We start from the raw sequence: 25809 nt of genomic DNA, 5'->3' as shown, positions 1-25809 counted from the left end.
ACGCGGGCCAAGAGGCGTGCACGAGTTTATTGGTACGCCCGGTCTAATCAACGCGCCGAAGAGCCGCTCCCCGGTGCGTGGTCCGGGGAGCGGCCCTGCGGAGACGTGCGGTCAGCAGCCGCGCGTGAGGTCCAGCGCGATGTCCACGATCATGTCCTCCTGCCCGCCGACCAGCCCCCGCCTGCCGACCTCCTGGAGGATGGTGCGCGCGTCGAGGCCGTACTGTCCGGCCGCCGTCTCGGCGTGCCGCAGGAAGCTGGAGTAGGCGCCCGCGTAGCCGAGGGTGAGGGTCTCCCGGTCGACGCGCACGGGGCGGTCCTGCAGCGGCCGTACCAGATCGTCGGCGGCGTCCTGCAGGGCGAACAGGTCGCAACCGTGCTCCCAGCCAAGGAGGTTGGCAACCGCGATGAACGGCTCGATCGGGCAGTTGCCGGCGCCCGCGCCCTGTCCGGCGAGGGACGCGTCGACCCGGGTCACCCCTTCCTCCACCGCCGTGACGGAGTTGGCGACCGACAGGGAGAGGTTCTCGTGCGCGTGGATGCCGATCTGCGTGTCCGGGTCGAGTACGTCCCGGTATGCGCGGATGCGGTCGCGGACGCCGTCCATGGTCAGCCGGCCACCGGAGTCGGTGACGTAGACGCAGTGCGCGCCGTAGGACTCCATCAGGCGTGCCTGGCGGGCGAGTTCGGCGGGGTCGGTCATATGGGCCATCATCAGGAAGCCGGAGACGTCCATGCCGAGTTCGCGGGCGGTGGCGATGTGCTGCGCGGCCACGTCGGCCTCGGTGCAGTGGGTGGCGATCCGGACCGAGCGGACGCCGAGGGAGTACGCCTGCTTGAGTTCGGCGATGGTGCCGATGCCGGGCAGCAGCAGGGACGTGAGGGTGGCCCGGTGGATGGCGCCGGCCGCCGCCTCGATCCATTCCCAGTCGGTGTTGCTGCCGGGGCCGTAGTTGAGGCTGCCGCCGGAGATGCCGTCGCCGTGGGCGACCTCGATGGCGTCCACGCCCGCCCGGTCCAGGGCCGCGCTGATGGCGGCCAAGTTCTCGGGCGTGATCCGGTGCCGGATGGCGTGCATGCCGTCCCGGAGGGTGACGTCCTGCACATAGAGCCTGGGGGTCACCGGGTCACCTCGCTGGAGAAGCGCTGGGCGATGCGTTCGGCGACCCGCAGGGCGGCCGAGGTCATGATGTCGAGATTGCCGGCGTAGGCGGGCAAGTAGTGGGCGGCGCCCTCGACTTCGAGGAAGACGGACACCTTGGTGGTCACCTCGGAGGCGTCGCCGGTGAAGAGGGTGTGCACCGGATCACCGGCCGGGATCGGGGTGAACTGCACCTGCTGCTTGAGCCGGTAGCCGGGCACGTACTCGGCGACCGCGTCCACCATGCCCTCCACGGAGGCCCGCACCTGCTCCTGGTCCGCGTCGCCGATCAGGCAGTACACGGTGTCCCGCATGATCAGCGGCGGCTCGGCCGGATTCAGCACGATGATCGCCTTGCCGCGCTGTGCGCCGCCCACCTTCTCGATCGCGGCGGACGTCGTCTCGGTGAACTCGTCGATGTTGGCGCGGGTTCCGGGTCCGGCCGACTTCGAGGCGATCGAGGCGACGATCTCGGCGTAGGGCACAGGGGTGATCCGGCTGACCGCGTGCACGATCGGGATGGTGGCCTGGCCGCCGCAGGTGACGAGGTTGAGGTTGTCGACATCGTTGGCAAGGTGCTCGTCGAGGTTGACCGGCGGCACGACGTACGGGCCGATGGCCGCGGGTGTGAGGTCGACGAGCCGTTTGCCGTAGGGGGCGAGGCGCTTGGCGTTCTCGACGTGTGCCTTCGCGGAGGTGGCGTCGAAGACGATCCCGATGTCGTCGAAGCCGTCCATCCGGATCAGCCCGTCCACGCCCTCGTGGGTCGTGGGCACCTTCAGGCGCGCGGCGCGCGCGAGGCCGTCCGAGTCCGGGTCGATGCCCACCATCGCGGCCATCTCCAGGGTGTCGGACAGCCGCAGCACCTTGATCATCAGGTCGGTCCCGATGTTCCCGGAGCCGATGACGGCCACCTTGGTCTTCGTCATCCCTGTTCCTTCGAAGAGTTCGATGAGTCGGATGAGTTGGCTGATTCCCCTACGGCGGAGAACGTCGCGGTCACCGAGCCGAGGCCCGACATCTCGGCCCGTACGGTGACTCCTGGCGGGGTGGGGACGAGCGGGCCGAGGGCGCCCGAGAGCACGACCTGCCCGGCCCGCAGCGGATCGCCGAACTCCCGCGCGGTGCGCGCCAGCCACAGCAGCGCGGCGAGGGGATCACCGAGGCAGGCCGTGCCGTCGCCCTCGGACGCGAGCTGCCCGTCCGCGTACAGCCGCATGCGCACGTCCCGGGGTTCGAACGCCTTCAACTCGACCCGCTCGCCGCCGAGTACGAACAGTCCGCTGGACGCGTTGTCGGCGACGGTGTCGGTGATCGCGATGTCCCAGTCGGCGACCCGGCTGTCCACGATCTCCAGCGCGGCGACGCCGTACGCGACGGCGGACCGGACCCGCTCGATGTCGAGATCGTCGTCGTCGAGGTCGGCGGCGAGGACGAACGCGATCTCCGCCTCGACCCTGGGCTGCAGCAGCCGTTCGCTCGGCACGGCCGGCAGCGCGCTGACGTCCATGTCGGCGAGAAGCACTCCGAAGTCGGGCCGGTCGACGCCGACTTGGCGCTGCACCGACTCGGAGGTCAGTCCGATCTTGCGGCCGACGACGCGTGCTCCGGCCGCGATCCGGTCGGCGACGACGCGCTGTTGGACGGCGTAGGCGAGGCTGATGTCGGTGGCGCCGAGCAAGTCCCGTACGGGGGCGCACGGTTGACGGTCACGGGCCGCGCGCGTCAGTCGTACGACCGCCTCGGCCACCGCCGCCTCACGGTCCGCCACGGCCCTCGGTTCCCAAACGTCTGTCATTCGCATCCTCACCTCGTGATGGTCTCCAGCCTGGGCATCCGTGCCCCTTCACGGGCCCGCGCGTTCCGCTCACCGGGACTTGATCCGCGAGTGGACAAATGGTCTCGCTGAGCGAGATGGCCGGTCGGAGCCGGGGAGTTGGCTCGATACCGTCGCCCGCACATTGCTTGAGGTTGTGGCGTTGAGCCGCGCTCGGCCGTCGAGAACGTCAGCACACCTGAGGAGGTCATCTTGGCCAGCAACGAGGACGTCTACGACGTGATCGTGGTCGGGTCGGGCGGAGGTCTGGTCGGTGCCTATGCCGCCGCCTCGCGCGGACTGCGCACCCTCGTCATCGAGAAGACCGACCGGGTCGGCGGCACCACCGCCTACTCCGGTTCCGGTCTCTGGTACCCCGGGTCCGCGCCCATGCGGCGGGCGGGGCTCGACGACAGCATCGAGGACGCGCGGACGTATCTGCGCGACAGCGTCGACGACAAGTCGCGCGAGCCGCTCCAGGAGGCCTATCTGCGGGCCGGCGTCCAGCTGATCGACGAGCTGGAGCAGAACCCGTGGTTCCAGTCGTTCGAGCACCTCCCGGTGCCGGACTACTATCCGGCGGTCGCCGGCGCGTCCCCCACCGGGCACACGGTCTTCCCGCCGCGGGTCACCGTCGCCGAGCTCGGCGAACACGCCCGGCTGGTCCGCGCCTGCCTGCCGTCCCAGCGCTGGGGGCAGGACGAGGGCCCGGTCCTCAGCGGGGGCCGCGCGCTGATCGGCAGGACGCTGGCCGCCTTCCTGGAGACGGGCCACGGCACGCTCCGCCTCGGCACGGCGCTGGAGAGCCTGGTCGTCGAGGACGGCAGGGTCGTCGGCGTGGAGGCGGTGAGCGACGGCGAGCGGGTCACGTTCCGCGCCACGGGCGGGGTGATCCTCGCGGCCGGCGGCTTCGAGCGCAACCGTGAGCTGCGCGAGAAGTACCAGCCGGTTCCGGAGCGCGGCAGCGAGTGGACCCACGGTGCCCCGGGCAACACGGGCGACGCGCTCCAGGCGGGTATCGCGGTCGGCGCCGCCACCGATCTGCTCGACGCGGCCTGGTTCACCCCCGGGCTCGTCTGGCCGGACGGCCTGCCGCTCTTCCACACGGGCACCCGTGGCGGAATCTGGGTCAACGCGGCCGGCGAGCGCTTCGTCAACGAGACCCGCCCCTACGACCAGGCGGGCCGCGAGATAGTCCGCCTGCACGCGACCTCGGGCGTCTCGCACATCCCCGCCCACTGGATCATCGACCAGCGCCAGCTCGACCGGGACGGCTTCGGCGGCCCGTACGACGAGCCGGTGCGCCCCGAGTGGTTCGAGTCGGGCGCGCTCAAGAAGGCCGACACGCTGGAGGAGTTGGCGCAGCTGATCGACGTACCCCTCGAATCCCTGCGCAAGACGATCGAGGAGTTCAACGGCTACGCGCACACCGGGGTCGACGAGAAGTTCCACCGCGGCGAGACGCCCTGGGACCAGATGGCCCAGTACGTCCTGGGCTTCCCGGCCCTCCCCCAGCTCAACTACCCGGCACCGCCGCCCACGAACGACTGGCCGAACCCCATCCTGCCCCCGCTCGACACCCCGCCGTACTACGTCGCGACGATCGTCCCGGCCGACATCGGCACCAAGGGCGGCCTGAGGATCGACGAGCACGCGCGGGTGCTGCGCCCGGACGGCGGCCCGATCGAGGGGCTCTACGCGGCCGGCAACACCGCCGCCGCGATGACGGGCCGTGTGTACCCGGGGGCGGGAGCTCCCATCGGTTCGAGTGTCGCGTTCTCGTATCTGGCCGTGCTCGACATCGCGGACACCGATAACTGACACAACGTCAAGTGCCCGGAACGCAAGGGTGTTCCGGGCACTGTCGTGATGTCCTACGGCGTGAGGAGCAGCCGTGCGGCCAGGCGCATGTTGGTCTCCGCCTCCTCGGTGGTGAGTTCCTCGGTGAGCAGGGCCACGAACAGGCCCCACCAGCCGTAGATGAGCAGGCGGGCCCGGCTGCGGTCGGTCTGCGAGGCCTCGCGGACACTGCCGCGGAGCAGGCGCAGGATGGCCTGGCCCAGGGGGCTGTCGACGAGGTCCGCGCGGGCCGGGACGACCCTCGTGTACTCGGTGAACGACGACAGGGCCACCGCCGAGGCGAGCAGCGGGCTGTCCAGCAGCTTCAGACTGAGCGTGATGAGGAGTTCCGCGATCTCGGCGGCGGGGTCCGCGCCCTCGGCGGCGACGGCCGTGTGCCCGTGGCCGCCCACGAACTGCTCGATGTGCCACTCCAGGACCGCCATGAACAGATACGGCTTGGAAGGGAAGTAGCGGTACAGGGTGGCGATGGCGACGCCGGCCTCCTTGGCCACGTCGTGCATCTGGACGCTGGCCAGTCCCTCGCGGGCGCCGAGTTCGGAGGCGGCGCGGAGGATGCGGACCCGGCGGGCGGCCTGGCCGCTCGACATCGGGGCCGCCGGTTGCCGTCCCTCAGCGGGTCTCGCCACGTCGTCCCCCCGGTCGTTGGGTGCTCCCGCCGACGCTCAGGACGCCTCGGGGCGGGTCAGGAAGGCCAGGACCGCGCTCTCCCAGGCCTCCTTCTGCTCGATCATGGCCCAGTGGCCGCAGTCGGGCAGCACATGCAGTTCCGCTTTGGGAATCGTACGCATCGGGATGAGCGCGCTCTCCAGCGGTGTGACCCGGTCGTCGCGGCCCCAGGTGAGCAGCGTGGGCGCGGTGATCTTGTGGAGGGCGGCCCAGATGGGCTGGTCGGAGTGGGCCTGGGCGGCCTGCATGGCGGCCATGGCCTGCCGGCCGTAGATCCGCCGGGAGGCCTCCAGGGTCGCGGGCTCGGTGGCGCTCACCCAGCGCTCCTCGATGAGTTCCTCGGTGAGGAGGGACTGGTCGTGGACCATCGACCGCAGCCACTGGACGAGGTTCTGGCGGGTCGGGTTCTCGGCGAACTCGACCAGCAGGTTGAGGCCTTCGCTGGGACCCGGCGAGAGAATGTTGCGGCCGACGCCGCCGATGGTGACGACCCGGCGGAACAAGTCCTTGTGGGCGACGGCGAGTCCGGCGGCGACAAAGCCGCCCATGGAGTTCCCGATGACGTCGACACGGTCGAGGCCGAGGCCGTCGAGGAAGCGCAGGACGGCCTTCGGGGCCGCCATCATCGGGTTTTCGTCGGTGGGGTCGCTGACCCCGAACCCGGGGAATTCCAGGGCGAGGCAGCGGAAGTGCTTCGCGAACAGGGGGAGATTTCCCCGGTAGTTGCGCCAGCCGGTCACGCCCGGACCGGAGCCGTGCAGCAGGAGCAGGGGTGGCCCGTCGCCCGCCTCGTGGTAGCGCAACGTGCCCTCGTCGGTGTGCAGTTCGCGCAGGGTGTCCTCAGCGGTGAGTGTCATGGCGGTGCGTGGCCTCCGGTCGCGGGGTGACGGGCGACAGTCACCGTGCCACCGCGTCCCGCCCGGGTGTCGCACTCCTCCCGATCAGTGGGACGTCCACGGCTGCTGGTCCGCCCGCCTGATTAGCGTCGGAGGGCAAGGACTTGACGACGGTGATGGGAGAACCCTGATGGGTGTGCGCTCACTCGGGTATGTCCGGCTGGAATCCAGTGACATCGAGAAATGGAAGGTGTTCGGGGCGGATTTCCTCGGCCTGATGCCTGTTGCGGGCGGCGACCCGGAATCCCTGTACTACCGGATGGACGACTATCCGGCCCGCATCGTGGTCTCCCCCGGTTCGCAGAGCGGAATGACCGCGCTGGGCTTCGAGGTCATCGACGAGCGGGAGTTGGCGAGGCTGGTCGCCGATGTCGAGAAGACCGGCATCAAGGTGACCGCCGGCACCGAGGACGAGGCCGCGGAACGCAGGGTCACCGGCTTCGTCAAGTTCAACGACCCGGGCGGCAACCCGGTCGAGCTGTTCTACGGCGCGATCCTCGACCACGTCCCGGTGCACACCCCGCTGGTCTCCGGCTTCCTGACCGGTGACATGGGCTTCGGGCACGCGATCGTCTCCGCCGAGGACGCGCGGGGCACGTTCGACTTCTACGTCAACACCCTCGGCTTCATCGAGCGCAACACGATGCGCTCGCCGGGCGGCACGACCTGGTTCATGGGCTGCAACCCCCGCCACCACACCCTGGGCGTCACCCCGGCGCCGGGTCCCGGGCGGCTGCTGCACTTCATGGTCGAGGGCAAGACGCTGGACGACGTGGGCCGCGCCCTGGACCGGGCCGCGAAGCTCGAGGTCCCGATGATGCACTCGCTGGGCAAGCACACCAACGACCACATGGTGTCGTTCTACGTGTGGTCGCCGGAGAACTATGCCGTCGAGTTCGGCTGGAACGGCCTGAAGGTGCCCGAGCCGGTCCCGGTCTACGAGATCACCGACGGCGCCTTCTGGGGCCACCACTTCACCCCGCCGCCGCAGCCCGCCGGCTGATCCGAGCAGGCAGCAGAACAGCCCCACGGTCCACGGCCGTGGGGCTGTTCCGTGTCACTGCTCGACGGTGATCGCCCGCTCAGGGCAGGCCAACTCCCCATCTCTGGCCGCCTGTTGCAGCTCCCGCGGCACCTCGCCGTCGTAGGGCAGCGCGTAGCCGTCGTCGTCGAGCCGGAACACCTCCGGCGCCGCCGCCGCGCACCTCGCGTGCCCGGAGCACAGCGAGGAGTCGATCGTGATCTTCATGCACAACTCCGCTCTACGGCTTGTTCGTCGAGCCCGCGTCGACGGTGAACTGGAGGCCGGTGACATAACGCGACTCGTCCGACGCGAGGAACAGGACGGCGTTCGACACGTCGCGCGGCTCGACGTACGGGGCGAGGGGATTCATCGCGGCGAGCGCGAACAGCGGTTCCCGCGCGGCGAGTTCCTCGATCGGGACGCCGACGGTGATGCCGGTGTCGCTGACGCCGGTGGGGTGCACGGTGTTCACCCGGATGCGGTGCGGGGCGAGTTCGTTGGACAGCGCCTTCATCAGGCCGACGACACCGTGTTTGCTGGCCGTGTAGTGGGCGTACGGCACATGGCCGCGGATGCCGGCGGCCGAACTGGTGATGATGACGGAGCCGCCCTGTCCTGCCTCGATCATCCAGGGGATCGCGGCCCGCACCGCGTTCCAGGGGCCCTTGAGGTTGACGTCCATGACGACGTCCCAGGCCTCCTCGGAGAGTTCCCAGGCGGCTCCGATACTCATCACACCCGCGTTGGCCACCAGCGTGTCGAGCCGCCCGAACTCCTCCCGCGCCGCGTCGACCGCGACCCGCATCTCGGCGACCGAGCGCACATCGGCCTGAACGGCTACACACCGGCGGCCGGTCGCCCGCACCAACTCCGCTGTTTCTTCGAGCTGTTCCTTGGACGCCAACGAATAGGGCAGCTCGTCGCTGATGTCGTGGCACACGTCGGTGACGACGACGTCGGCGCCCTCCTCCGCCAGCCGCACGGCGTGCGAGCGCCCTTGACCACGGGCCGCGCCCGTGATGAGCGCGACCTTGCCCTCCACACGCCCCACGCCAACTCCCCTTCGCTCAGCGGACATTGAGATCCTCGGCGGCCTCGCGCAGGGCGCGCAGCCGGGTGTCGAGGAGTTCTCGTTCGGCCGCGTCGTCCGCGCCGAGTTCGGCGAGCCGACCGACGGTGAGGCCGATCTCCTCCTGGAGACGGCCGTACGCCTCGTCGCGGGTCAGCAGGTCGAGGTCGGTCCAGTCGGAGCGCTCGGACTCCGGGCGCCCGCTCATGCGGGGAGGTTGTAGAGACGGCGGGTGTTCAGTTCCACGATCTTGTGCACCTCGTCGTCCGGCACGTCCGCGAGGACCTCGGCCGCGTAGGCGCGGCTCTTGGGCCAGTACGAGTCGGAGTGCGGGTAGTCGCACTCCCAGGTGATCTTGTCGACGCCGATGTGGTGCCGTACCTCCACACCGAAGCGGTCGTCGATGAAGCAGCCGTGGAAGTGCTTGTGGAACAGGTCGGACGGCCGCACGGTCTGGTTGACGTTCTGGTAGAAGCGGTGCCGCTCCCAGGTGCCGTCGGCGCGCTCCAGCAGATACGGGATCCAGCCGATCCCGCCCTCGGACAGGCCGATCTTCAGCCGCGGGTGGTTGTGGAGGACCGGGGAGAACAGCAGGTCGGCGGCCGCGTACATCGAGTTGGTGGCGAACAGGGTGATCGTCACCGCGAAGGGCGCCTCCGGAGCCGTCCTGGGCGCCGCGCCCGAGGTGCCGAAGTGCAGGCACAGCGGCATGTCGGTCTCCTCGGCCGCCGTGAACACCGGGTCCCAGTGGTCGGTGTGGAACGACGGCAGGCCCAGCGGGACCGGGTTCTCCGGGAACGAGATCGCCTTGGCGCCCTTGGCCGCCGTACGCCGGATCTCGGCCGCGCAGGCGTCGACGTCCCACAGCGGCAGGATGACCAGCGGGATGAGGCGGCCGGGTGCGGTGGCGCACCACTCGTCGATCACGAAGTCGTTCCACGCCTGCACGCACAGCAGGGCGAGTCGGCGGTCCTGGCCGTCCAGGAACACGGTGCCGGCGAAGCGCGGGAACGACGGGAAGCACAGGGCGCCCCACACCCCGTCCAGGTCCATGTCGCGCAGCCGGGCCTTCGGGTCGTAGCAGCCCGGGATCATCTCGTCGTAGCGGGTCGGTTCGAGGCCGAACTCCTCGGGCGACTTGCCCGCCACGGCGTTCAGGCCGATGTAGGGGTAGATGCGGCCCTCGTAGTTCCACACCTCGGCCGGGGCCTGGCCCTCTCCCCGTGCCTGCTCGACGATCCTCGGCCCGAGGTCGCGGTACTTGGCCGGCAGGCGGTCCGTCCACAGGCGCGGCGGCTCGATCAGGTGGTCGTCGGTCGACAGCAACTTCATCCATGGCTGCAATGGCATCGATGTGCTCCCTCGAATCTCATGGACTCTCTAGCACCGGCCGAATTGTGTGCACTGTTCAGGTCCCACTGAACGGAAACCGGCCAGCGGTCAGCGGACTTGATACCGATCATGGATCACGAACAGCGCCATCGGACAGTATTCAGGCTACTCTTTTATTTCCGGCGGAAGGAGCCCCAGGATGGGCCGAGTACAGGACAAGGTCGTGTTCATCACCGGGGCGGCACGCGGACAGGGCCGCGCCCACGCGCTCCGGCTGGCCGCGGAGGGCGCCGACATCATCGCCGTCGACCTGTGCGAGGACATCGCGACGAACGCGTACGCGCTGGCGACCCAGGACGACCTGGACGAGACCGTGCGCCAGGTCGAGAAGCTCGGGCGGCGCATCGTGGCGCGCAAGGCGGACGTACGGGATCCGGCGGCGCTCAAGGCTGCCGTGGCCGACGGGGTGGCCGAACTCGGGGGGCTGGACGCCGTGGTGGCGCAGGCCGGAATCGCACCGCTCGGTCCCCAGCAGGGCGTCCAGGCCTTCATCGACGCCGTCACCGTCGACTTCAACGGAGTCGTGCACGCCGTCGAGGCCGCTCTCCCGCATCTGCCGAACGGCGCCTCCATCGTGGCGACCGGGTCCATCGCGGCCCTGACCCCGGCGACCGTCGACAGCCCGACCAACGGCCCCGGGGGCCTCGGCTACTCCTTCGCCAAGCGCCAAGTGGCCGCGTTCGTCCACGACTTGGCGACCGTGCTGCTGTCACGGCGGATCCGGGTCAACGGCCTGCATCCCACCAACGTCAACACGGACATGCTCAACAGCGACATCATGTACCGCTCGTTCCGGCCGGACCTCGAGAACCCGACGCGCGAGGACGCCCTGCTGTCGTTCCCGGCGACGACCGGGATGGACATTCCCTACGTCGAGCCGGAGGACGTCTCCGACATGGTGCTCTTCCTGGTCTCCGACGAGTCCCGCTATGTCACCGGCATGCAGATGCGGGTGGACGCCGGCGGCTATGTCCGCAAGCGTCCTCAACTCCCCACGTTCTGACGGTATTTGCTACGCCATGAGATCCAGGACCACCTTGCCGGTGGTCCTGCGCTCGGCGACATCGGTGAGGGCGGCAGCGACCTCGGCGAGCGGGTGGACCCGGGAGACCAGCGGGCGCATCCCGTCCCGGACCATCCCGGCCAGGGCGCGGTCGGCGGCGGCCACGGCCTCCGGGGCGTACTGCCGTACCGTACGGATCTCGAAGCCCCGCACGACCAAGTCCTTGAGCAGCACCAGGTTCAGCGGGATGCGCGGGATCTTCCCGTCGGCGTACCCGACCGTGACGAACCGGCCGCCCCGGCGCAGCGCGCGCAGGGCGGCCTCCGCGTGGTCGCCGCCCACCGGGTCGATCACGAGGTGGACGCCCTCGCCGCCGGTCAACTCCCTTGTGCGGAGCTTGAGATCCTCGTGGACGTAGTCGACACCCGCCTCTGCGCCCAGCTTGCGGGCGACCGTCAGCCGCTCCTGGCTCGACGCGGCGGCGACCACCCGCAGGCCGAGCCGCGTCGCGATGTCGACGGCCGCCGAACCGACCCCGCCGGCCGCACCGAGCACCGCCACCCACTCTTCCGCGCTGCCCTGTCCGACGGTGACGAGGGAGTGGTAGGCGGTGGCGTACGTGACGTGGAAGGCGGCGGCGTGCACCATGTCGAGCCCCTCGGGGACATGGCGCAGGCTCGCGACGGGCACCACGACCTGTTCGGCGAAGGCGCCGGTGAGCACCGCTCCGGCGACGGGTGAGCCGACGGGTGGGCCGGACACTCCCGGGCCCAACTCGGTGACCACACCGGCGAATTCACTGCCGGGCGTGAAGGGCAGTGGCGCGGGCACCTGGTAGCGGTTCGCCACGAGGAGTACGTCCGGGAAGTTCACCGCCGCCGCGTGCACGCGGACCAGTACCTCGCCCGGTCCTGGCCGGAGATCGTCGAGTTCGACGACCGCGAGGCCACCGGGCGGACCGTACTCCGTGCAGCGTGCGGCCTTCATCGGGTCCTCTCCACGGTCGGCATCGCCGGGTCACGGGGCAGGCCGAGCACCTGCTCGGCGATCGTGTTGCGCTGGATCTCGGCGGTGCCCGCGCCGATGGACGAGGCGCGGGTGCGCAGGAACCCCCATACCCAGCGCCCGCGTTGGACGGCGTGCGGGTCGCGGCGGCCGAGGATGCCGTACGGTCCGAGCAGGTCGAGCGCGAACTCGTGCAGCTCCTGCTCGAAGGTCACGATGGACAGCCGTGCGGTCGAAGAGGCAGGCCCGGGCTCGCCCTTGGCCATGATGTCGGCGATGGTGCGCATGCCGGTGAGCCGCATGACGCGGACGCGGATCTCGAAGTCGGCGAGCCGGTCGCGGACGAGCGGGTCGGCCGTGGCGCCGCGTTCGTGGGCGAGTTCGATCAACTCGTCCAACACCCGGCGGTACAGAGCCGCTTGGTTCATCGCGCCGGCCGCGCGCTCGTGCCCGAGGCTCGTGCGCACCAGCGGCCAGCCGCCGTTCTCCTCGCCGATGCGGTCGGCGACCGGGACACGGACGTCGTCGAAGAAGATCTCGCAGAAGTGCGCGTCGCCCGTCAGGTCGCGCAGCGGCCGTACCGTCACTCCGGGGGCGTGGGCGTCGATCAGGAGGTAACTGATGCCTTCCTGGCGGGAGTCGGGCGGTCCGGTGCGGACGAGGGTGAAGAAGATGTCGGCGATGTCGGCCGAACTGTTCCACACCTTCTGACCGTTGACGACGTACTCCTCGCCTTCGCGCCGCGCCGTCGTGCGCAGCGCGGGGAGGTCCGAGCCCGCCTCCGGTTCGGAGTAGCCCTGGGCCCACACCATGTCGCCGCGCAGCATGGGGCGCAGGTGGCGCTCCTTCTGCTCGGGTGTGCCGTACTTAATGAGGGTGGGGGCGGCGATGCCCAGTCCGGTGCCCAGGGGTCCGGGGACGCGGGCGCGTGCGTACTCCTCCTGGTAGCTGACCTGGCGTGCGAAGGACAGGTCCATGCCGCCGTACTCACGCGGCCAACTCGGGCCTGCATAACCGGCGTCGAACAGCGTTGCGAGCCACTTCTTCTGCCAGGCGACCCGCTCGACGGGGTCCTTGGGGCGGCGCCCGGGATGGTGCTCTGTGAGGAAGGCCCGCAGTCGGGCGCGGAATTGGTCGTCCGACTCGCCGGTCTCGTCCGCTGTCATCGCGGGGCCATGCGGATGGCGCCGTCGAGGCGGACGGTCTGGCCGTTGAGGTACGGGTTCTCCAGCATCTCCACGGCGAGGCGCGCGAAGTCGTCCGGGTCACCGAGTCGCTTGGGGTGCGGTACGGAGGCGGCGAGGCCGTCGCGGATGTCGGCGCGGAGGCGGCCGAGCATCGGGGTGTCCATGATTCCGGGGGCGATGGTGTTCACCCGGATCTGCCAGCTGGCCAGGTCGCGGGCGGCGACGAGGGTGATGCCGTGGACTCCGGCCTTGGCGGCGGTGTAGGAGGTCTGCCCGATCTGGCCGTCGAACGCGGCGACCGACGCGGTGAGTACTACGGCACCCCGGTCGCCGTCGACGACCTCGTTGCCGGCGAGGCGGGCGGCGGCCAGGCGCAGCACGTTGTAGGTGCCGATCAGGTTGACGCGTACGACCTCGGCGAAGGTGTCGAGTTCGCCGGGGTTTCGGTCGCGGTCGATGATCCGGGTGCGGTCGCCGCCGCGTCCGGCGCAGTGCACGACTGCGCGCAGGGTGCCGAGTTGCTCGGCGGCGTCGAGGGCGGCGGTGACCTCGCTCGGGTCGGTGACGTCCGTGCGGACGAAGCGTGCCGCCTCACCGAGGTCGGCGACCGCCTTGACGCCCTGTTCCTCGGAGATGTCGGCGAGGACGACGCGTCCGCCGCGTTCGATGATGCGGCGCGCGGTGGCCAGGCCGAGCCCGGAGGCGCCGCCGGTGACGAGTGCCGCTGAACCGTCGATGTTCACACCCAACTCCTCATGGTCTAAACGGTCTTATAGGCCCAGGGACTTGCTGATGATGAGCTTCATGACCTCGCTGGTGCCGCCGTAGATACGGGTCACACGGGCGTCCGCGTACAGGCGGGCGATCGGGGATTCGAGGATGTAGCCGTAGCCGCCGTGCAGTTGGAGACAGCGGTCGACCACGCGCCCCTGGGTCTCGGTGCACACCAGCTTGGTGCGGGCCGCGTCCACGGGGTCGAGTTCACCCGCGACGAGCGCGGTGATCGATGCGTCCAGCAGGGCTTGCGCGGCGGTCAACTCGGCGTCCAGCGCGGCGAGTTCGAACTTCGTGTTCTGGAACTGGGCCAGCGGTTTCCCGAACACCGTCCGGTCGCGGACATAGGCGACGGTCAGGTCGATCGCGGTACGGGCCTGGGCGACCGCGCCGACCGCGATGGCCAGGCGTTCCTGGGCGAGGTTGCGGCCGAGGAGGGTGAAGGCGGCGCCTTCCTCGCCGAGGAGGTTGGCGGCGGGCACGCGGACGTCGTCGAAGGCGAGTTCCACGGTGTCCTGGACGGGCAGGCCGATCTTCTCCAGCCTGCGCCCGACCGTGAAGCCGGGCGTGCCCTTCTCCACGACGAGGAGGGAGAGTCCGGCGCGCCGGTTGCCGGGGTCAACTGTCGTGCGGGCGACCACAATCACCAGGTCGGCGTGGTGGCCGCCGGTGATGAAGGTCTTCGCGCCGTTGAGGACGAAGTGGTCGCCGTCGCGGACGGCCCGCGTGGTGATGCCGGCGAGGTCTGAGCCGGTGGCGGGCTCGCTCATCGCGATCGCGGTGTACAGCTCGCCGGAGGCCAACCCCGGGAGCCAGCGCGCCCGTTGCTCGGCGTTGGCCAGGCCGGTGAAGTACGGGACGACGATGTCCAGGTGGGTGCGCAGCCCGCCGAGTGTGACGCAGGCCCGTGCGCACTCCTCCTGGATCACGGCGTTGTAGCGGTAGTCGTCCTGGCCGCCCCCGCCGTACTCCTCCGGGATGGACGTGCCGATGATGCCGAGCTTGCCCAGTGCGGTGAACAGGTCCCGGGGGACGAGTCCGGCGCGCCGCCAGTCCTCGTACGACGGGACCACCTCGCGGGCGATGAAGTCACGGACCAGCAGACGGAAGTCCTCATGGGTCTCTTCGAACAGGGTCCGGCGCATCGGATCTCCTTCGGCTCGACCTATTCAGTATACCTAATTAGTCTCGGCCGACACAGGTCGATCCAACAGAACGCCCCCGTGGGCCCGACGGCCGCACAGGGGCGTTGCCCGTCGATCGTCAGGAGGTCAGTGCCACCAGGGGATCAGCGCGTCCAGGTGGCGGCGCATCCGGTGCCGGGCCACTCCGGCGTCGCCCTCGACGATGGCGTCGAGAATCCGCTGGTGCACGTGCTGGACCTCCTCGGCCGCCGTGTCGCCCGGCAGCGGGCGGTCGTGGCCCGAGGCGTGGCGGCGGAACAGTTCGGTGATGATGGAGAGGAACAGGGACAGCACCGGGTTGTCGGAGAGCGCGGCGAGTTCGGTGTGGAAGAGGTCGGCCTTGCGCGGGTCGTCGGCGGGGCCCTCCGTGCTCCAGCGGACGGCTTTGGCGAGCCTTTCGGTCACCTCTTTGTCGCCCTCCGCGACTCTGGCGGTGACCCGGGCGACGATGCCCAGTTCGATGGCGTTGCGGACGATCCGCAGGTCGTCGGCGGTGACGCCCTGGTACTCCAGGAACAGGGCCATGGTGTCGATGCTGGCCTGCGGCTCGGGCTCGGTGACGATCAGGCCGCCGCCGGGGCCGCGGCGCATCCGGGCCACCGAGTGGTACTCCAACAGCCGTACGGCTTCCCGGAGTACGGCCCGGCTGATCGAGTAGCGGGCGAGCAGGTCGGCCTCCGAGCCGAGCACCATGCCGGTCTGCCAGCCGCGCGCGGCGATGTCGTCGTGGATGCGTGCCGCGACCACCTCGGCGAGTTTGGCGCGCGGCCCCTCGACCAGTTCGGGCTCGACGACATTGCCCGCGATCCGCTGTCCGCGCCGCACCCGGTGCTTCTCGATCCAGCCGGCCACCGACTCCAGATGCGCGGTCAACTCCGTCTGCGCGCGGGCCCCGTCGTCGGCGATCACCGCGTCGACGACGGCTTTGTGCGCGCGGTGCGAGGTGTCCTTCGCCGCGTGCATCTCGGTCTTGGAGACACGGCGTGAGGTGTGCGCGTAGCGGGCGGTGAGCCGCGTGAGTACGTCGACGAAGAGGTGCAGGACCGGGTTGCCCGACAGCTGGGCGAGCACGGGGTGGAGGGGGTCCTGTGAGTGGACGCCGGGGTCGTCCCAGTGGTCGAGTTCGGCGTCGAGTGTGGTGCGGAGGGTGTCGATGCCCTGTTCGGTGATGCGGTCGGCGGCGAGTCCGGCCGCGATCGGCTCCAGCAGGAGGCGGGCCTGGAGCAGGTCGGTGACGCTGGTGCCGATGTATTCGAGGTAGATCACCATGGCGCGGGTGGCCGGTCCCGCGTCGGGTGCGCAGACGATCAGGCCGCCGTTCGGGCCGCGTCGCATCCGGGCCACCTGGTGGTGCTCGACGAGCCGTACCGCCTCGCGCAGCACCGCCCGGCTCACGCCGAGTCGCTCCCGCAGGTCCACCTCGGAGCCCAGCGACTCGCCCACCGGCCAGCCCTGGCGGATCACGGTCGCCTCGATACGGCGCGCGGTCTGCGCGGCCAGCTTGCCGACCGGAATGCCGGTCTCGCCGTCGGCGGGCTCGCGGTCGACGGCAGTCGCCATGGCCAACTCCTCTGGGGCGGATATTGCGGATCCCCAGTCTATTCGTCACCTGGGCAGGAGGCGTGCGGTTCGGGTACCTGGAACCTAGATGAGGCCACTTTTTCTGGTCCCGACCCTTGGCAAGTGGGTGATCGACCTGGTTAGAGTAGCCTCATTTCAGGGCCGCGGCATGAGAACAGGGAGCCGACAGCGATGCGTCTGGAGTCCACGCCCGAGCTCGAAGCGTTCCGGAGGAAGGTGCGCGCCTTCGTCGCCGAGCACGCCCCCGGCATCAAGACCCATACGGGAGTGCGCGCACCGGAGCCGGAACTGATGCCGGCGATCCGGGAGTGGACGGCCAAGCTGTACGAGGCGGGTTTCCTCGGCATCGACTGGCCGGCCGAGTACGGCGGCCGACCCGACGCGCATCCGCTGGAACCGTCCGTCGTGGCCGAGGAGATCGCCCGCGCCCGCACCTGGCAGCCGATCGGCGCCGCCTCGCTGGCCTCGGCCGCGTTGCTGGAGTTCGGCACCGACGAGCAGCGGGCGCGTTTCCTGCCCCGTATCCGTTCCTGCGAGGACGTGTGGTGCCAGCTGTTCAGCGAGCCGGAGGCGGGCAGTGATCTGGCCGCACTGCGGACGCGGGCGGTCCGCGAGGGCGAAGGAGAGGACGCGGCGTTCGTCGTGGACGGTCAGAAGGTGTGGACCACCAACGGCCAGCACGCGGACATGGGTTACCTGCTCGCGCGCACGGACCGCGAGGCGCCGAAGCACAAGGGCATCACCGCGTTCGCCCTCGATCTGCGCAGCCCCGGTGTCGATGTCCGGCCACTGCGGGAGATCACCGGCACGACCGACTTCAACGAGGTCTTCCTCGACGGCGTGCGCATCCCGGCCACGAACGTGATCGGGCGCGTGAACGACGGCTGGCGGGTGGCGATGAGCAGCCTCGGCCACGAGCGTTCCGGTGTCGCGGCGCGCGGCGTCGAACTGGTCGCCGTACTCGACGACTTGCTACGTCTCGCCGCGCACACCTCGGTCAACGGCGGGCCCGCGCTGGACGACACCGCGACCCGGCAGGCGATCGGCGAGCTGGCCACGCGGGTGCAGGTGAACGCCGCGCTGATCGGGCTCGCCCAGTCCAGGATGCTGCACGGCACGGAGGGCCCGACCGACTCCCTCCTCGGCAAGATCTTCTTCAGCGAGCTGAATCACGACCTGGTCGACTTCGGCCTCAGCCTCCAGGGCACGGACGGGCTGCTGATCGAGGGCGACGAGGACGCCGTGGCGGACGGCTGGTGGCAGGACGCGCATCTGTACTCGCGGGCGTACACGATCGCGGGCGGGGCGAACGAAGTGCTGCGGACGCAGGTGGCCGAGCGGGGGCTCGAGATGCCGCGGGAGCCTCGCTGACCCACCCCGCCAGCAAATGGACCATCCGGTCAATAAATGGAGTTCGCATTCCCTGAAGGTTTCCGGGAGATTGATTGTACCGATCGGTCGACGTATGGTTCCGTCAGGTGTGGGGCCGACGAGAGGACGACAGAACCATGACCGAGAGCGTGGCCGGAACCGACGTCTCCGAGGAACTGCCGGAGTACCCTTCGTCCCGATCGGGCGAGTGCCCGTTCGCGCCGCCGCCGGGGCTGCTCAAGCTGCACGACTCGGGCAAGGCCCTGGTGCGGGCGAAGACCTGGGACGGTACGACCCCGTGGGTGGTCACGACGCACGCGGCCCAGCGGCAGTTGCTGACCGATCCCCGGCTCAGCGCGAATATCGGCGCGCCCGGATATCCGCACACGACCGAGGCGATGAAGGCGCACGCGGCGCATATCCAGCCGTCGATCAACAACACCGACGGGGCCGAGCACACGCGGTGGCGGCGGATGCTCACGAGTTCGTTCACCCGGCACCGGATGGAGAAGATCCGCCCGGAGATCCAGCGGATCACCGACGACCTCATCGACAAGATGCTGGACGGTCCCAATCCGACCGAGCTGAACGAGGCCCTGTCGCTCCCGCTGCCCTCACTGATGATCTGCGCGCTGCTCGGGGTGCCGTACGAGGATCATGACTTCTTCCAGGAGCACGCGGGCGTGACCAACGCGCGCTTCAAGACCCCGGAGAAGGCGGCGGAGAGCACGGCGACCGTGCGCCGCTACATCGCCGGGCTCATCGAGGGCAAGATGGACAACCCCGGCGAGGACGTCCTCTCCGACCTCGGCGCGCGCATCAAGGCGGGCGAGCTGTCGATGGAAGAGGCGGCCCCTCTCGGGCACATCCTGCTCGTCGCCGGGCACGACACCAGCGCCAACATGATCACGCTGGGCACCGCGCTGCTGCTGCAGAACCCCACTCAACTCGCGGGCCTGCGCGAGCACTCCGACGACGCGAAGTATGTGACGAGCACGGTGGAGGAGCTGCTGCGCTACCTCACCATCCCGCATCTGCTCGCGCGCCGGGCCGTCGTCGAGGACATCGAGATCGACGGTGAGGTCATCCGCGCGGGCGAGGGCGTGATCGCTTCGCTGCCGGCCGCCAACTGGGACCCGCAGGCGTTCCCCGACCCTGAGAAGCTCGACCTCACCCGCGCCGCGGCCCACCACCACGCGTTCGGCTGGGGCCCGCACCAGTGCGTGGGCCAGCAGCTCGCCCGCATCGAACTCCACGTCGTCTTCAGCACGTTGTTCCGCCGGATCCCGACGCTGCAACTCGCCGTGGACGTCTCGGAGTTGAAGTTCAAGGAGGACTCGCAGGCCTACGGCATCTACGAGTTGCCCGTCAGCTGGTGAGAAATGGGAACGGCAACTCCCGCCGGGCGCCCTAATGTTGGGGCGACCATCAAAGGAGCTGCCTTGCCCGTTGCCACCCCGGCCGACGACCGAGCCGAGATCACCGACCTGTTCGCGCACCTGGCCAACCTGCTGGACGAGTGCCGCCACGACGACGCCGGGTCCGTCTTCCACGCCGACGTCGTGGCGCACTCGCCCCGGGGCGACCTGCACGGCCTCGACGAGCTGACCGCCTTCCTCGGGAAGAGCTGGGTCGAGGGGCAGCGCACCCAGCACATGCACGGTGATGTGCTGGTGCGCCTCGACGGCGACCGCGCGACGGCGACCGCCAACCAGCTCGTGCACTTCTACCGTGACGGCGCGGCGCCCCACCGGACCAGCGGTCTGCGCGTCGCGTGCACGGCCGAACGGACCCCGGTGGGCTGGCGGTTCAGCGAGATGCAGGTGACGCTGGCCTGGACGGACGAGAAGTGACGTGACTCAGGGCGTCGCCGTCGGGGCCGATCGTCACGGAAGCAGCTCGATGATCGTGGCGTTGGCCGTTCCGCCGCCCTCGCACATCGTCTGGAGGCCGTAGCGCAGGTTCCGTTGCCGCATCCGGGCGAGCAGCCGGGTCATCAGGATGGCCCCGGAGCCGCCGAGCGGATGACCGACCGCGATCGCTCCGCCCAGCGGGTTGAGCCGCTCGGGGTCGGCGCCGGTCTCGGCCAGCCACGCCAACGGTACTGGTGCGAAAGCCTCGTTGACCTCGAACACCCCGATGTCCTCGATGGACAGGCCGGACCTGCGCAGGACCTTCTCCGTCGCGGGGATCGGCCCCGTCAGCATCATGATCGGGTCCGCGCCGCTGACCGCGCCCGAGTGGTAGCGGGCGATCGGCTTGAGGCCCAACTCCCTTGCCCGTTCGGGAGTTGTGATGAGCAGTGCGGCGGCGCCGTCGGAGATCTGGGAGGCGTTTCCGGCGTGGATCACACCGTCCTCCTTGAACGACGGCTTGAGTTTGGCGAGGGTCTCGACCGAAGTGCCGCGCCGCAGGCCCTCGTCGACGGTGAACTTGGTGCCGTCGACCTCGATGGGCACGGTGTGGTCGTCGAAGACGCCTGAGTCGATCGCCGCTGCCGCCTTGGCGTGCGACTCGGACGCGAACTCGTCCAGGCGGGTGCGGGTGAGGCCCCACCGCTCGGAGATCAGCTCGGCGCCGACTCCCTGGCTGAACTGGAACCCGTCGTAGCGGGCCAGGACGGCGGGTCCGTACGGCTGTCCGGTGGTCCGGTGCGAGCCCAGCGGGACCCTGGTCATGGTCTCCACTCCCCCGGCGACCACGAGGTCGTACTGGCCGGCCATGACGGCGTGTGCGGCGGAGTCGACGGCCTGCTGGCTGGAACCACAGGCCCGGTTGATGGTCACCCCGGGGACGTGCTCGGGCCAGCCCGCGGCCAGTGCCGCGAAGCGGGCGATGTTGCTCGACTGGTCGCCGATCTGGGTGACGCAGCCCCACATCACGTCGTCCACGGTGCCGGGGTCGATGCCGGTGCGTTCCGCGAGCGCGGTCAGTACATGTGCCGACAGGTCGGCCGCGTGCACGGCGGCCAGGGAGCCGTTGCGCTTGCCGATGGGTGTGCGTACGGCGTCGACGATGACGGCCTCGGGCATGGCAGGGTCCTTTCAGTCAGTGGGGAACTGGACGACGGCGCCGCTGTCGACGAGCTCGTCGGCGTCGGCGATCTCCCAGTCCCGGAGGACGGCACGGGTGTCGGCGCCCACGGGTGGGGCGGCGGGGCCGGGGCTGGACGGTGTCGCCGAGAAGCGGGGTGCCGCGGCGGGCTGGACGACGCCCTCCCGGGTGAACAGGCTGCCTCGCGCGGCCAGTTGGGGGTGCGCCGCCGCCTCGGTGAGACCGAGGACGGGTGCGACGCAGGCGTCGGTGCCCTCGAACAGGGCCGCCCACTCGTCGCGGGTGCGCTCGGCGAAGCGTTCGGCCAGCCGGCGGCGCAGCTCCGGCCAGGTCGACCGGTCGTGCTGGAGGTCGGGATCGACGTCGAGCTTCAGCAGCTCGATCAGCCGCCGGTAGAACTTGGCTTCGAGGGCGCCGACGGCCACATGTCCGCCGCCCTTGGTCTCGTAGACGGCGTAGAAGGGCCAGCCGCCGTCGAGTTGGTTGATGCCCCGCTCGTCGGTCCAGGCCCCGCGCCCGAGTTTGCCGAAGGTGCTCGCGAGGAGATGGGCCGTTCCGTCGACGATGGCCGCGTCGACGACCTGGCCAACTCCCGTACGTCCTACGGCATGCAGGGCGGCGAGCACGCCGATCACCAGGTAGCAGCCGCCGCCCCCGAAGTCGCCGACCAGGTTGAGCGGTATCTGCGGGGGTCCCGCCGCGTCGCCGATCGCACCGAGCGCGCCGGTGAGGGCGATGTAGGTGAGGTCGTGTCCGGCGGCTGCGGCGAGCGGTCCGGTCTGGCCCCAGCCGGTCATCCTGCCGTACACCAGGCGGGGGTTGCGGGCCAGGCACTCGTGGGGTCCGATGCCGAGGCGTTCGGTGACGCCGGGGCGGAATCCCTCGATCAGCACATCGGCACGCTCGGCGAGTTGGAGAAGGGCGGCGGGTCCCGCCGGGTGCTTCAGGTCGAGTACGACCGACCGCTTGCCCCGGTTGAGGACGTCCGCGGGTCCGCCCGCGTCGCGCTCGGCCGCCCGCTCGGGCCGGTCCACCCGGACGACCTCCGCGCCGAGGTCGGCGAGGAGCATCCCGGCGAACGGGCCCGGCCCGATGCCACCGAGTTCGACCACCCGACAGCCGGACAGTGGTCCTGCGCTCACAACACCCTCCCTGGCAGCCTGAGTTGAGGATCCCGATACTTCTCCTACGACGCTGTCAGCGTCCCTTCCACACCGGCGGACGCTTCTCGGCGAACGCTGCGGCGCCCTCCCGCGCGTCCTCGGACGAGAACACCGGCGAGGCGATCTCGGCCTGCCGGATCCAGCCCTCCTCCAGCGTCCAGTCGGCCGCGGACTGCGCGATCTGCTTGGTGGCGGCGACGGCGAGCGGGCCGTTCGCCGCGATGGTCTCGGCGAGTTCCAGCGCGCCGGCGAGCGCGCCGCCCTCGTCGGTGAGCCGGTTGACGAGTCCGACCTCGGCCGCGCGTTCGGCGGTGATGGGCTCGCCGGTCAGCAACAGCTCCAACGCGATCGCGTACGGCACTCGTTGGGGCAGGCGCAGTGCCGCACCGGCCCGGGCGACCAGGGACCGTGTCACCTCCGGTACCCCGACCTTCGCCCCGCGCGACGCCACGACGAGGTCGCAGGCGAGCAGCAGCTCGAAGCCGCCGGCCAGCGCCCAGCCCTCGACCGCCGCGATCAGCGGTTTGCGCGGCGGGGTGATGGTGATCCCGCACAGACCCCGGCCCTCGATCGCGGGGCTCTCACCGCGCAGCCACGCCTTGAGGTCCATGCCCGCCGAGAACGTGCCCCCCGCTCCCGTGAGCACGCCGACCCGCAGTTCGCCCGTCTCGTCCAACTCGTCGACGGCGGCGGCGATTCCGGCGCCCACCCCGGCGTCCAGCGCGTTCTTGACCTTGGGACGGTTGATCGTGATGACCTGGACCGCGCCCCGGCGCTCCACCAGCACTTCGTCCGACACCTTGCCTCCTGAGTTCTCGTTCTCGACTGCCGTTCAGTTGACGGCGAACCGCTCCAGTTCGTGGGCGACCATGCCGTCCAGGTCCCGGGCGGGCGGCTCGGGCAGTTCGACGGCCCGCTCCCTGGTCGGCAGCAGCACAACTGCCCTCCCGGGTGTGGTGACTTCACCGCGCTGGTTCTCGCAGCGCACGTCGACGTGCACCTCGCTGCGGCCGTCCACCTGCCGTTTGTCGACGACCGTGCCGCGCACCCAGGTGGTGTCGCCGAGGTAGTTGAACTTGCGGTGTTCGCAGCGCAGTTGCCACAGCCATCCGTCGTCGCCGATCCAGTCGGTGAGGAGATGGCAGAGCCAGGTCTCGCGCATACCGCCGTAGTCGTAGGGGTTGGGGAGGCCGAGTTCGCGGGCCCGCTCGGGTTCCCAGTGCAGGCGCTGCACGGTGTCGGGGACGCCCAGGCGGTTGGGCGGGTAGAGGCCGGGGGCCTTCCGCCGTACGGCCGCCGCGATGCCGAAGGCGCCGGGCGGGGTGAGCTGCATGCCCCAGCCCAGGTGCCAGACGACCACGTCCGTCGTGGTCAACGGGCCTTTCACGCGGGGTTGCAGTGCCTCGCCGACCTCGACGTCCTCCCAGTAGCGGGGTTCGGCGCCGCGCCTGGTCTCGGCGGCGTACGCGGCGTCGATCTCGGCCAACTGCTCAGGCGGGTACGGCTGTTGTTCGAGCGCTTCCTTGGCGCGCTTCTTGGACGTGTGGCGTTCGGCGTTGATCCAGGTGCCGCGCCGCAGAGCGTGCATCTCGCCGCGTCCGTTGGCGTAGAGGTAGTCACGGACGACATGTGCGGTACGCCCGCCGAAGCTGCTGCGCTTGAGCTCCACGCCGACTTGGGTCTGCAACACCCGGCAGCGGTCGCCGAGTTGGAGGGGCGTCCACCACTCGAACTCCATCACCGCCTGATAGGAACCGAGACCCGCGAAGGGGTCGCCCTTGAGCAGCGCCTTGGTGTCCGGGTCCGGTGCCGGGGCCGCGTCCTCTCCCATCGTGTAGAGGAAGGTCGGCGGTGCGACGAGCGCGCCCCAGCGGGTCTTCGCCGCGTAGTCCGGGTCGCAGTACAGGGGGTTGGCGTCGCCGTAGCCGTAGGCGAAGTGGCGCGAACCGTCCCACGTCACCTCGTAGTTGTGCGGGGGGTTTCGCTGCGGCTGGGGGACGCCCAGGCGGCGCCGTGAGCGCTCGACCGCCTCGTCCGTGAGCATGCCGAACTGCTCGGACGGCTTCTGCTCGGTGTCGCTCACCGGTCAACCTCCTTGCTGGAAAGGGCAGTTACTCCACCGGCGGGTTCGGCGAGCCGGGCCCGTACGAGGTCGAGGAGTTCGACGCGGCTCACCTTGCTCGACGGGGTGCGGGGCAGGTGGTCGAGGACGACGATGTGGGCCGGCACTTCGTAGGGGGTGAGGTGGGTGCGGCACAGGGCGGTGAGCCCGGCTGCGTCCGGTGCCGGCTGCCCCGGTTCCAACTCGACGGCTGCAACGGGTACTTCACCGAGCCGCGGGTCGGGCAGCCCGGCGACAGCCGCCTCGCGTACGGCCGGGTGGGTCTCCAGGACGCGCTTGACGGTCTCCGGCTGCACCTTGAAGCCACCGCGGATGATGGCGTCGTCGGCGCGGCCCTCGATCCACACGAACCGGTCGGCGTCGATCCGGGCCAGGTCGCTGGTCTTCATCCAGGTCCGGCCGCCGTGGGTGCTCTGCTCGGTACGGACCTCCAGGCGGCCCGTCCGACCGGGCGGCAGCTCGGTGCCGTCCTCGCCGGTCACCCTCAACTCGACGCCGGCGAAGGCGCGTCCGGCGCTGCCCGCCTTGCGCTGCCACCAGTGTTCGTGCAGCGGGAGGGTCCAGCCTGCGACGGCTCCGGCGAACTCCGTTGCTCCGTAGGTCATCAGGACCGGGATGCCGTAGGTGCGGAAAAAGGCGTCGGCGAGTTCCGGCGGGCAGGGGGCCGTGCCGGAAGTGACCACCTGGAGGGTGGCGAGGCGTTCCTTCGGGATCCGCGCGTCGAGTACGGCGCGGATCGCGGCCGGGACCAGGCTCGCCGCGCGGAGCCGGTGGCGTTCGACGGCGCTCACCCAGGGTTCGACGGCGAACCTGGGCATCAGAAGCATGCGGCGGCCGGTGGCGAGGCAGGCGAGGGCCCGCCACAGTCCGCCGATGTGCACGAGCGGAGTGGCCACGAGGGACGCCGACTCCGACAGGAGCCGGTCGTCCTTGCGTGTCTGTCCGCCGGAGACGAGGGCCTGGTCGAGTTGACCTATACGCAGGTGTACGCGTTTCGGGGGGCCTGTGGTGCCGGAGGTGAGCATCTCGACGGCGATGCCCGGGCCGGCCGGTGCCCCGGCGGGTGCCGTGCCGCCCGCGGGTCGTAGGGACCCGTCGGTGTCCAGCTCAAGGGCCGCGCCCTGTGCGGTCACGGCGTCCAACACGCCCTCGCGGGCGAGGACTTCGGCGCCGGAGACCACGACGGGTGGGGTGCAGCGGGCGATGTCGGCGGCGAGGCGGGCGGCGGGCTGGAGCGGGCTGAGCATGACCAGGCAGCGGCCGGAGGCGATCACCGCGGCGACCACGGCGACATGCTCGGGCCGGTTCTCCAGGACGACTCCGACGCGGGCACCGGCGGGCAGGCCGAGCGCGTCGAGCGCGTCGCCGAGACCCCGCGCGGTCCGCTGGACCTGTCCCCAGGTCCACCAGTTCCGGTCGTACTCGATCGCCTCGGCAGCCGCGGGCGCTTCCGCCAGCAGGCGGGACAGGCGGTCGCGAATTCCCACGTGATGAACCTT

General features: G+C 70.4%; 25 protein-coding genes. 6 read left to right on the top strand and 19 right to left on the bottom strand.

Annotated elements, in window-relative coordinates; all coding sequences use genetic code 11:
* Positions 1-111: 111 nt before the first annotated feature.
* The 3 genes from dmpG to SSP08S_RS55265 are packed head-to-tail and all read right to left on the bottom strand — an operon-like array spanning position 112 to position 2938.
* Positions 112-1122, bottom strand: a complete 1011-nt coding sequence (gene dmpG, locus SSP08S_RS13345; RefSeq protein WP_019068103.1) for a 4-hydroxy-2-oxovalerate aldolase — start codon at positions 1120-1122, stop codon at positions 112-114.
* A complete protein-coding gene (locus tag SSP08S_RS13340; RefSeq protein ID WP_019068102.1) occupies positions 1119-2069 on the bottom strand; it encodes an acetaldehyde dehydrogenase (acetylating) in 951 nt (316 codons plus the stop codon). The genes dmpG and SSP08S_RS13340 overlap by 4 nt, the downstream gene beginning before the upstream one ends.
* Positions 2066-2938, bottom strand: a complete 873-nt coding sequence (locus SSP08S_RS55265) for a 2-keto-4-pentenoate hydratase (RefSeq protein WP_102133320.1) — start codon at positions 2936-2938, stop codon at positions 2066-2068. The genes SSP08S_RS13340 and SSP08S_RS55265 overlap by 4 nt, the downstream gene beginning before the upstream one ends.
* A gap of 231 nt (positions 2939-3169) precedes the next feature.
* Between SSP08S_RS55265 and SSP08S_RS13330 the strand changes: the two genes are divergently transcribed.
* Positions 3170-4777: an FAD-dependent oxidoreductase gene (locus SSP08S_RS13330; protein WP_019068100.1), complete on the top strand. Its 1608-nt coding sequence runs from the start codon at positions 3170-3172 to the stop codon at positions 4775-4777.
* A 53-nt stretch (positions 4778-4830) separates the two neighbouring features.
* Here the strand turns inward: SSP08S_RS13330 and SSP08S_RS13325 are convergent, their stop codons facing one another.
* Together SSP08S_RS13325 and SSP08S_RS13320 are read right to left on the bottom strand one after the other, a co-directional pair.
* Positions 4831-5445, bottom strand: a complete 615-nt coding sequence (locus SSP08S_RS13325) for a TetR/AcrR family transcriptional regulator (RefSeq protein ID WP_026178454.1) — start codon at positions 5443-5445, stop codon at positions 4831-4833.
* A gap of 36 nt (positions 5446-5481) precedes the next feature.
* Entirely contained in the window at positions 5482-6342 is an 861-nt protein-coding gene (locus tag SSP08S_RS13320; RefSeq protein ID WP_019068098.1) for an alpha/beta fold hydrolase, read from the bottom strand.
* Between the two features lie 169 nt (positions 6343-6511).
* On the opposite strand from SSP08S_RS13320, the gene SSP08S_RS13315 reads away from it, so the two are divergent.
* A complete protein-coding gene (locus SSP08S_RS13315) occupies positions 6512-7384 on the top strand; it encodes a VOC family protein (RefSeq protein WP_019068097.1) in 873 nt (290 codons plus the stop codon).
* 54 nt (positions 7385-7438) lie between these two features.
* Here the strand turns inward: SSP08S_RS13315 and SSP08S_RS13310 are convergent, their stop codons facing one another.
* The 4 genes from SSP08S_RS13310 to SSP08S_RS13295 are packed head-to-tail and all read right to left on the bottom strand — an operon-like array spanning position 7439 to position 9824.
* Entirely contained in the window at positions 7439-7630 is a 192-nt protein-coding gene (locus SSP08S_RS13310) for a ferredoxin (RefSeq protein WP_019068096.1), read from the bottom strand.
* A 13-nt stretch (positions 7631-7643) separates the two neighbouring features.
* A complete protein-coding gene (locus tag SSP08S_RS13305) occupies positions 7644-8456 on the bottom strand; it encodes a mycofactocin-coupled SDR family oxidoreductase (protein ID WP_026178453.1) in 813 nt (270 codons plus the stop codon).
* 16 nt (positions 8457-8472) lie between these two features.
* Positions 8473-8682: a hypothetical protein gene (locus SSP08S_RS13300; RefSeq protein ID WP_019068094.1), complete on the bottom strand. Its 210-nt coding sequence runs from the start codon at positions 8680-8682 to the stop codon at positions 8473-8475.
* Positions 8679-9824 carry an amidohydrolase family protein gene (locus SSP08S_RS13295; protein ID WP_026178452.1) on the bottom strand — a complete coding sequence of 382 codons (1146 nt, stop codon included), beginning with the start codon at positions 9822-9824 and terminating at the stop codon, positions 8679-8681. Before SSP08S_RS13295 ends, SSP08S_RS13300 begins: the two co-directional genes overlap by 4 nt.
* Positions 9825-10005: 181 nt before the next feature.
* On the opposite strand from SSP08S_RS13295, the gene SSP08S_RS13290 reads away from it, so the two are divergent.
* Positions 10006-10869, top strand: a complete 864-nt coding sequence (locus SSP08S_RS13290; RefSeq protein ID WP_019068092.1) for a mycofactocin-coupled SDR family oxidoreductase — start codon at positions 10006-10008, stop codon at positions 10867-10869.
* 9 nt (positions 10870-10878) lie between these two features.
* Here the strand turns inward: SSP08S_RS13290 and SSP08S_RS13285 are convergent, their stop codons facing one another.
* From SSP08S_RS13285 to SSP08S_RS13265, 5 genes are all read right to left on the bottom strand, one after another.
* Positions 10879-11856: an NADPH:quinone oxidoreductase family protein gene (locus SSP08S_RS13285; protein WP_019068091.1), complete on the bottom strand. Its 978-nt coding sequence runs from the start codon at positions 11854-11856 to the stop codon at positions 10879-10881.
* Positions 11853-13040, bottom strand: coding sequence for an acyl-CoA dehydrogenase family protein (locus SSP08S_RS13280; protein WP_019068090.1), 1188 nt, complete (start codon positions 13038-13040; stop codon positions 11853-11855). The genes SSP08S_RS13285 and SSP08S_RS13280 overlap by 4 nt, the downstream gene beginning before the upstream one ends.
* Positions 13037-13804, bottom strand: coding sequence for an SDR family NAD(P)-dependent oxidoreductase (locus tag SSP08S_RS13275; protein ID WP_019068089.1), 768 nt, complete (start codon positions 13802-13804; stop codon positions 13037-13039). The genes SSP08S_RS13280 and SSP08S_RS13275 overlap by 4 nt, the downstream gene beginning before the upstream one ends.
* A 27-nt stretch (positions 13805-13831) precedes the next feature.
* On the bottom strand, positions 13832-14980 hold the full coding sequence (locus tag SSP08S_RS13270; RefSeq protein ID WP_019068088.1) for an acyl-CoA dehydrogenase family protein: 1149 nt from the start codon (positions 14978-14980) through the stop codon (positions 13832-13834).
* Between the two features lie 126 nt (positions 14981-15106).
* Positions 15107-16579 (bottom strand): FadR/GntR family transcriptional regulator, encoded by a 1473-nt coding sequence (locus tag SSP08S_RS13265; RefSeq protein ID WP_019068087.1) that lies wholly within the window; start codon positions 16577-16579, stop codon positions 15107-15109.
* 192 nt (positions 16580-16771) lie between these two features.
* On the opposite strand from SSP08S_RS13265, the gene SSP08S_RS13260 reads away from it, so the two are divergent.
* The 3 genes from SSP08S_RS13260 (at position 16772) to SSP08S_RS13250 (ending at position 19824) form a co-directional block, all read left to right on the top strand.
* Positions 16772-17971 carry an acyl-CoA dehydrogenase family protein gene (locus SSP08S_RS13260; RefSeq protein ID WP_019068086.1) on the top strand — a complete coding sequence of 400 codons (1200 nt, stop codon included), beginning with the start codon at positions 16772-16774 and terminating at the stop codon, positions 17969-17971.
* Positions 17972-18108: 137 nt separating this feature from the next.
* Complete coding sequence (locus SSP08S_RS13255; protein WP_019068085.1) at positions 18109-19350, top strand: cytochrome P450; 1242 nt, start codon at positions 18109-18111, stop codon at positions 19348-19350.
* A gap of 63 nt (positions 19351-19413) precedes the next feature.
* Positions 19414-19824, top strand: a complete 411-nt coding sequence (locus SSP08S_RS13250) for a nuclear transport factor 2 family protein (protein ID WP_019068084.1) — start codon at positions 19414-19416, stop codon at positions 19822-19824.
* A gap of 33 nt (positions 19825-19857) precedes the next feature.
* Here SSP08S_RS13250 and SSP08S_RS13245 read toward each other — a convergent pair whose 3' ends face one another.
* From SSP08S_RS13245 to SSP08S_RS13225, 5 genes are read right to left on the bottom strand one after another with little or no spacing between them, the layout of a single operon-like run.
* On the bottom strand, positions 19858-21003 hold the full coding sequence (locus SSP08S_RS13245) for a thiolase family protein (protein ID WP_019068083.1): 1146 nt from the start codon (positions 21001-21003) through the stop codon (positions 19858-19860).
* Positions 21004-21015: 12 nt separating this feature from the next.
* Complete coding sequence (locus SSP08S_RS55260) at positions 21016-22167, bottom strand: CaiB/BaiF CoA transferase family protein (protein WP_043259406.1); 1152 nt, start codon at positions 22165-22167, stop codon at positions 21016-21018.
* 55 nt (positions 22168-22222) lie between these two features.
* Positions 22223-22987, bottom strand: a complete 765-nt coding sequence (locus tag SSP08S_RS13235) for a crotonase/enoyl-CoA hydratase family protein (protein WP_019068081.1) — start codon at positions 22985-22987, stop codon at positions 22223-22225.
* A gap of 33 nt (positions 22988-23020) precedes the next feature.
* Positions 23021-24271, bottom strand: coding sequence for an FAS1-like dehydratase domain-containing protein (locus SSP08S_RS13230; RefSeq protein WP_019068080.1), 1251 nt, complete (start codon positions 24269-24271; stop codon positions 23021-23023).
* Positions 24268-25797, bottom strand: a complete 1530-nt coding sequence (locus SSP08S_RS13225) for a class I adenylate-forming enzyme family protein (protein WP_019068079.1) — start codon at positions 25795-25797, stop codon at positions 24268-24270. Before SSP08S_RS13225 ends, SSP08S_RS13230 begins: the two co-directional genes overlap by 4 nt.
* Positions 25798-25809 lie beyond the last annotated feature (12 nt).

The organism is Streptomyces hokutonensis, from assembly GCF_000376565.1.
Classification (GTDB): Bacteria; Actinomycetota; Actinomycetes; order Streptomycetales; family Streptomycetaceae; genus Streptomyces; species Streptomyces hokutonensis.
The sequence above is the reverse complement of the archived record's forward strand: the minus strand, read 5'-3'. Positions and strand labels throughout refer to the sequence as shown.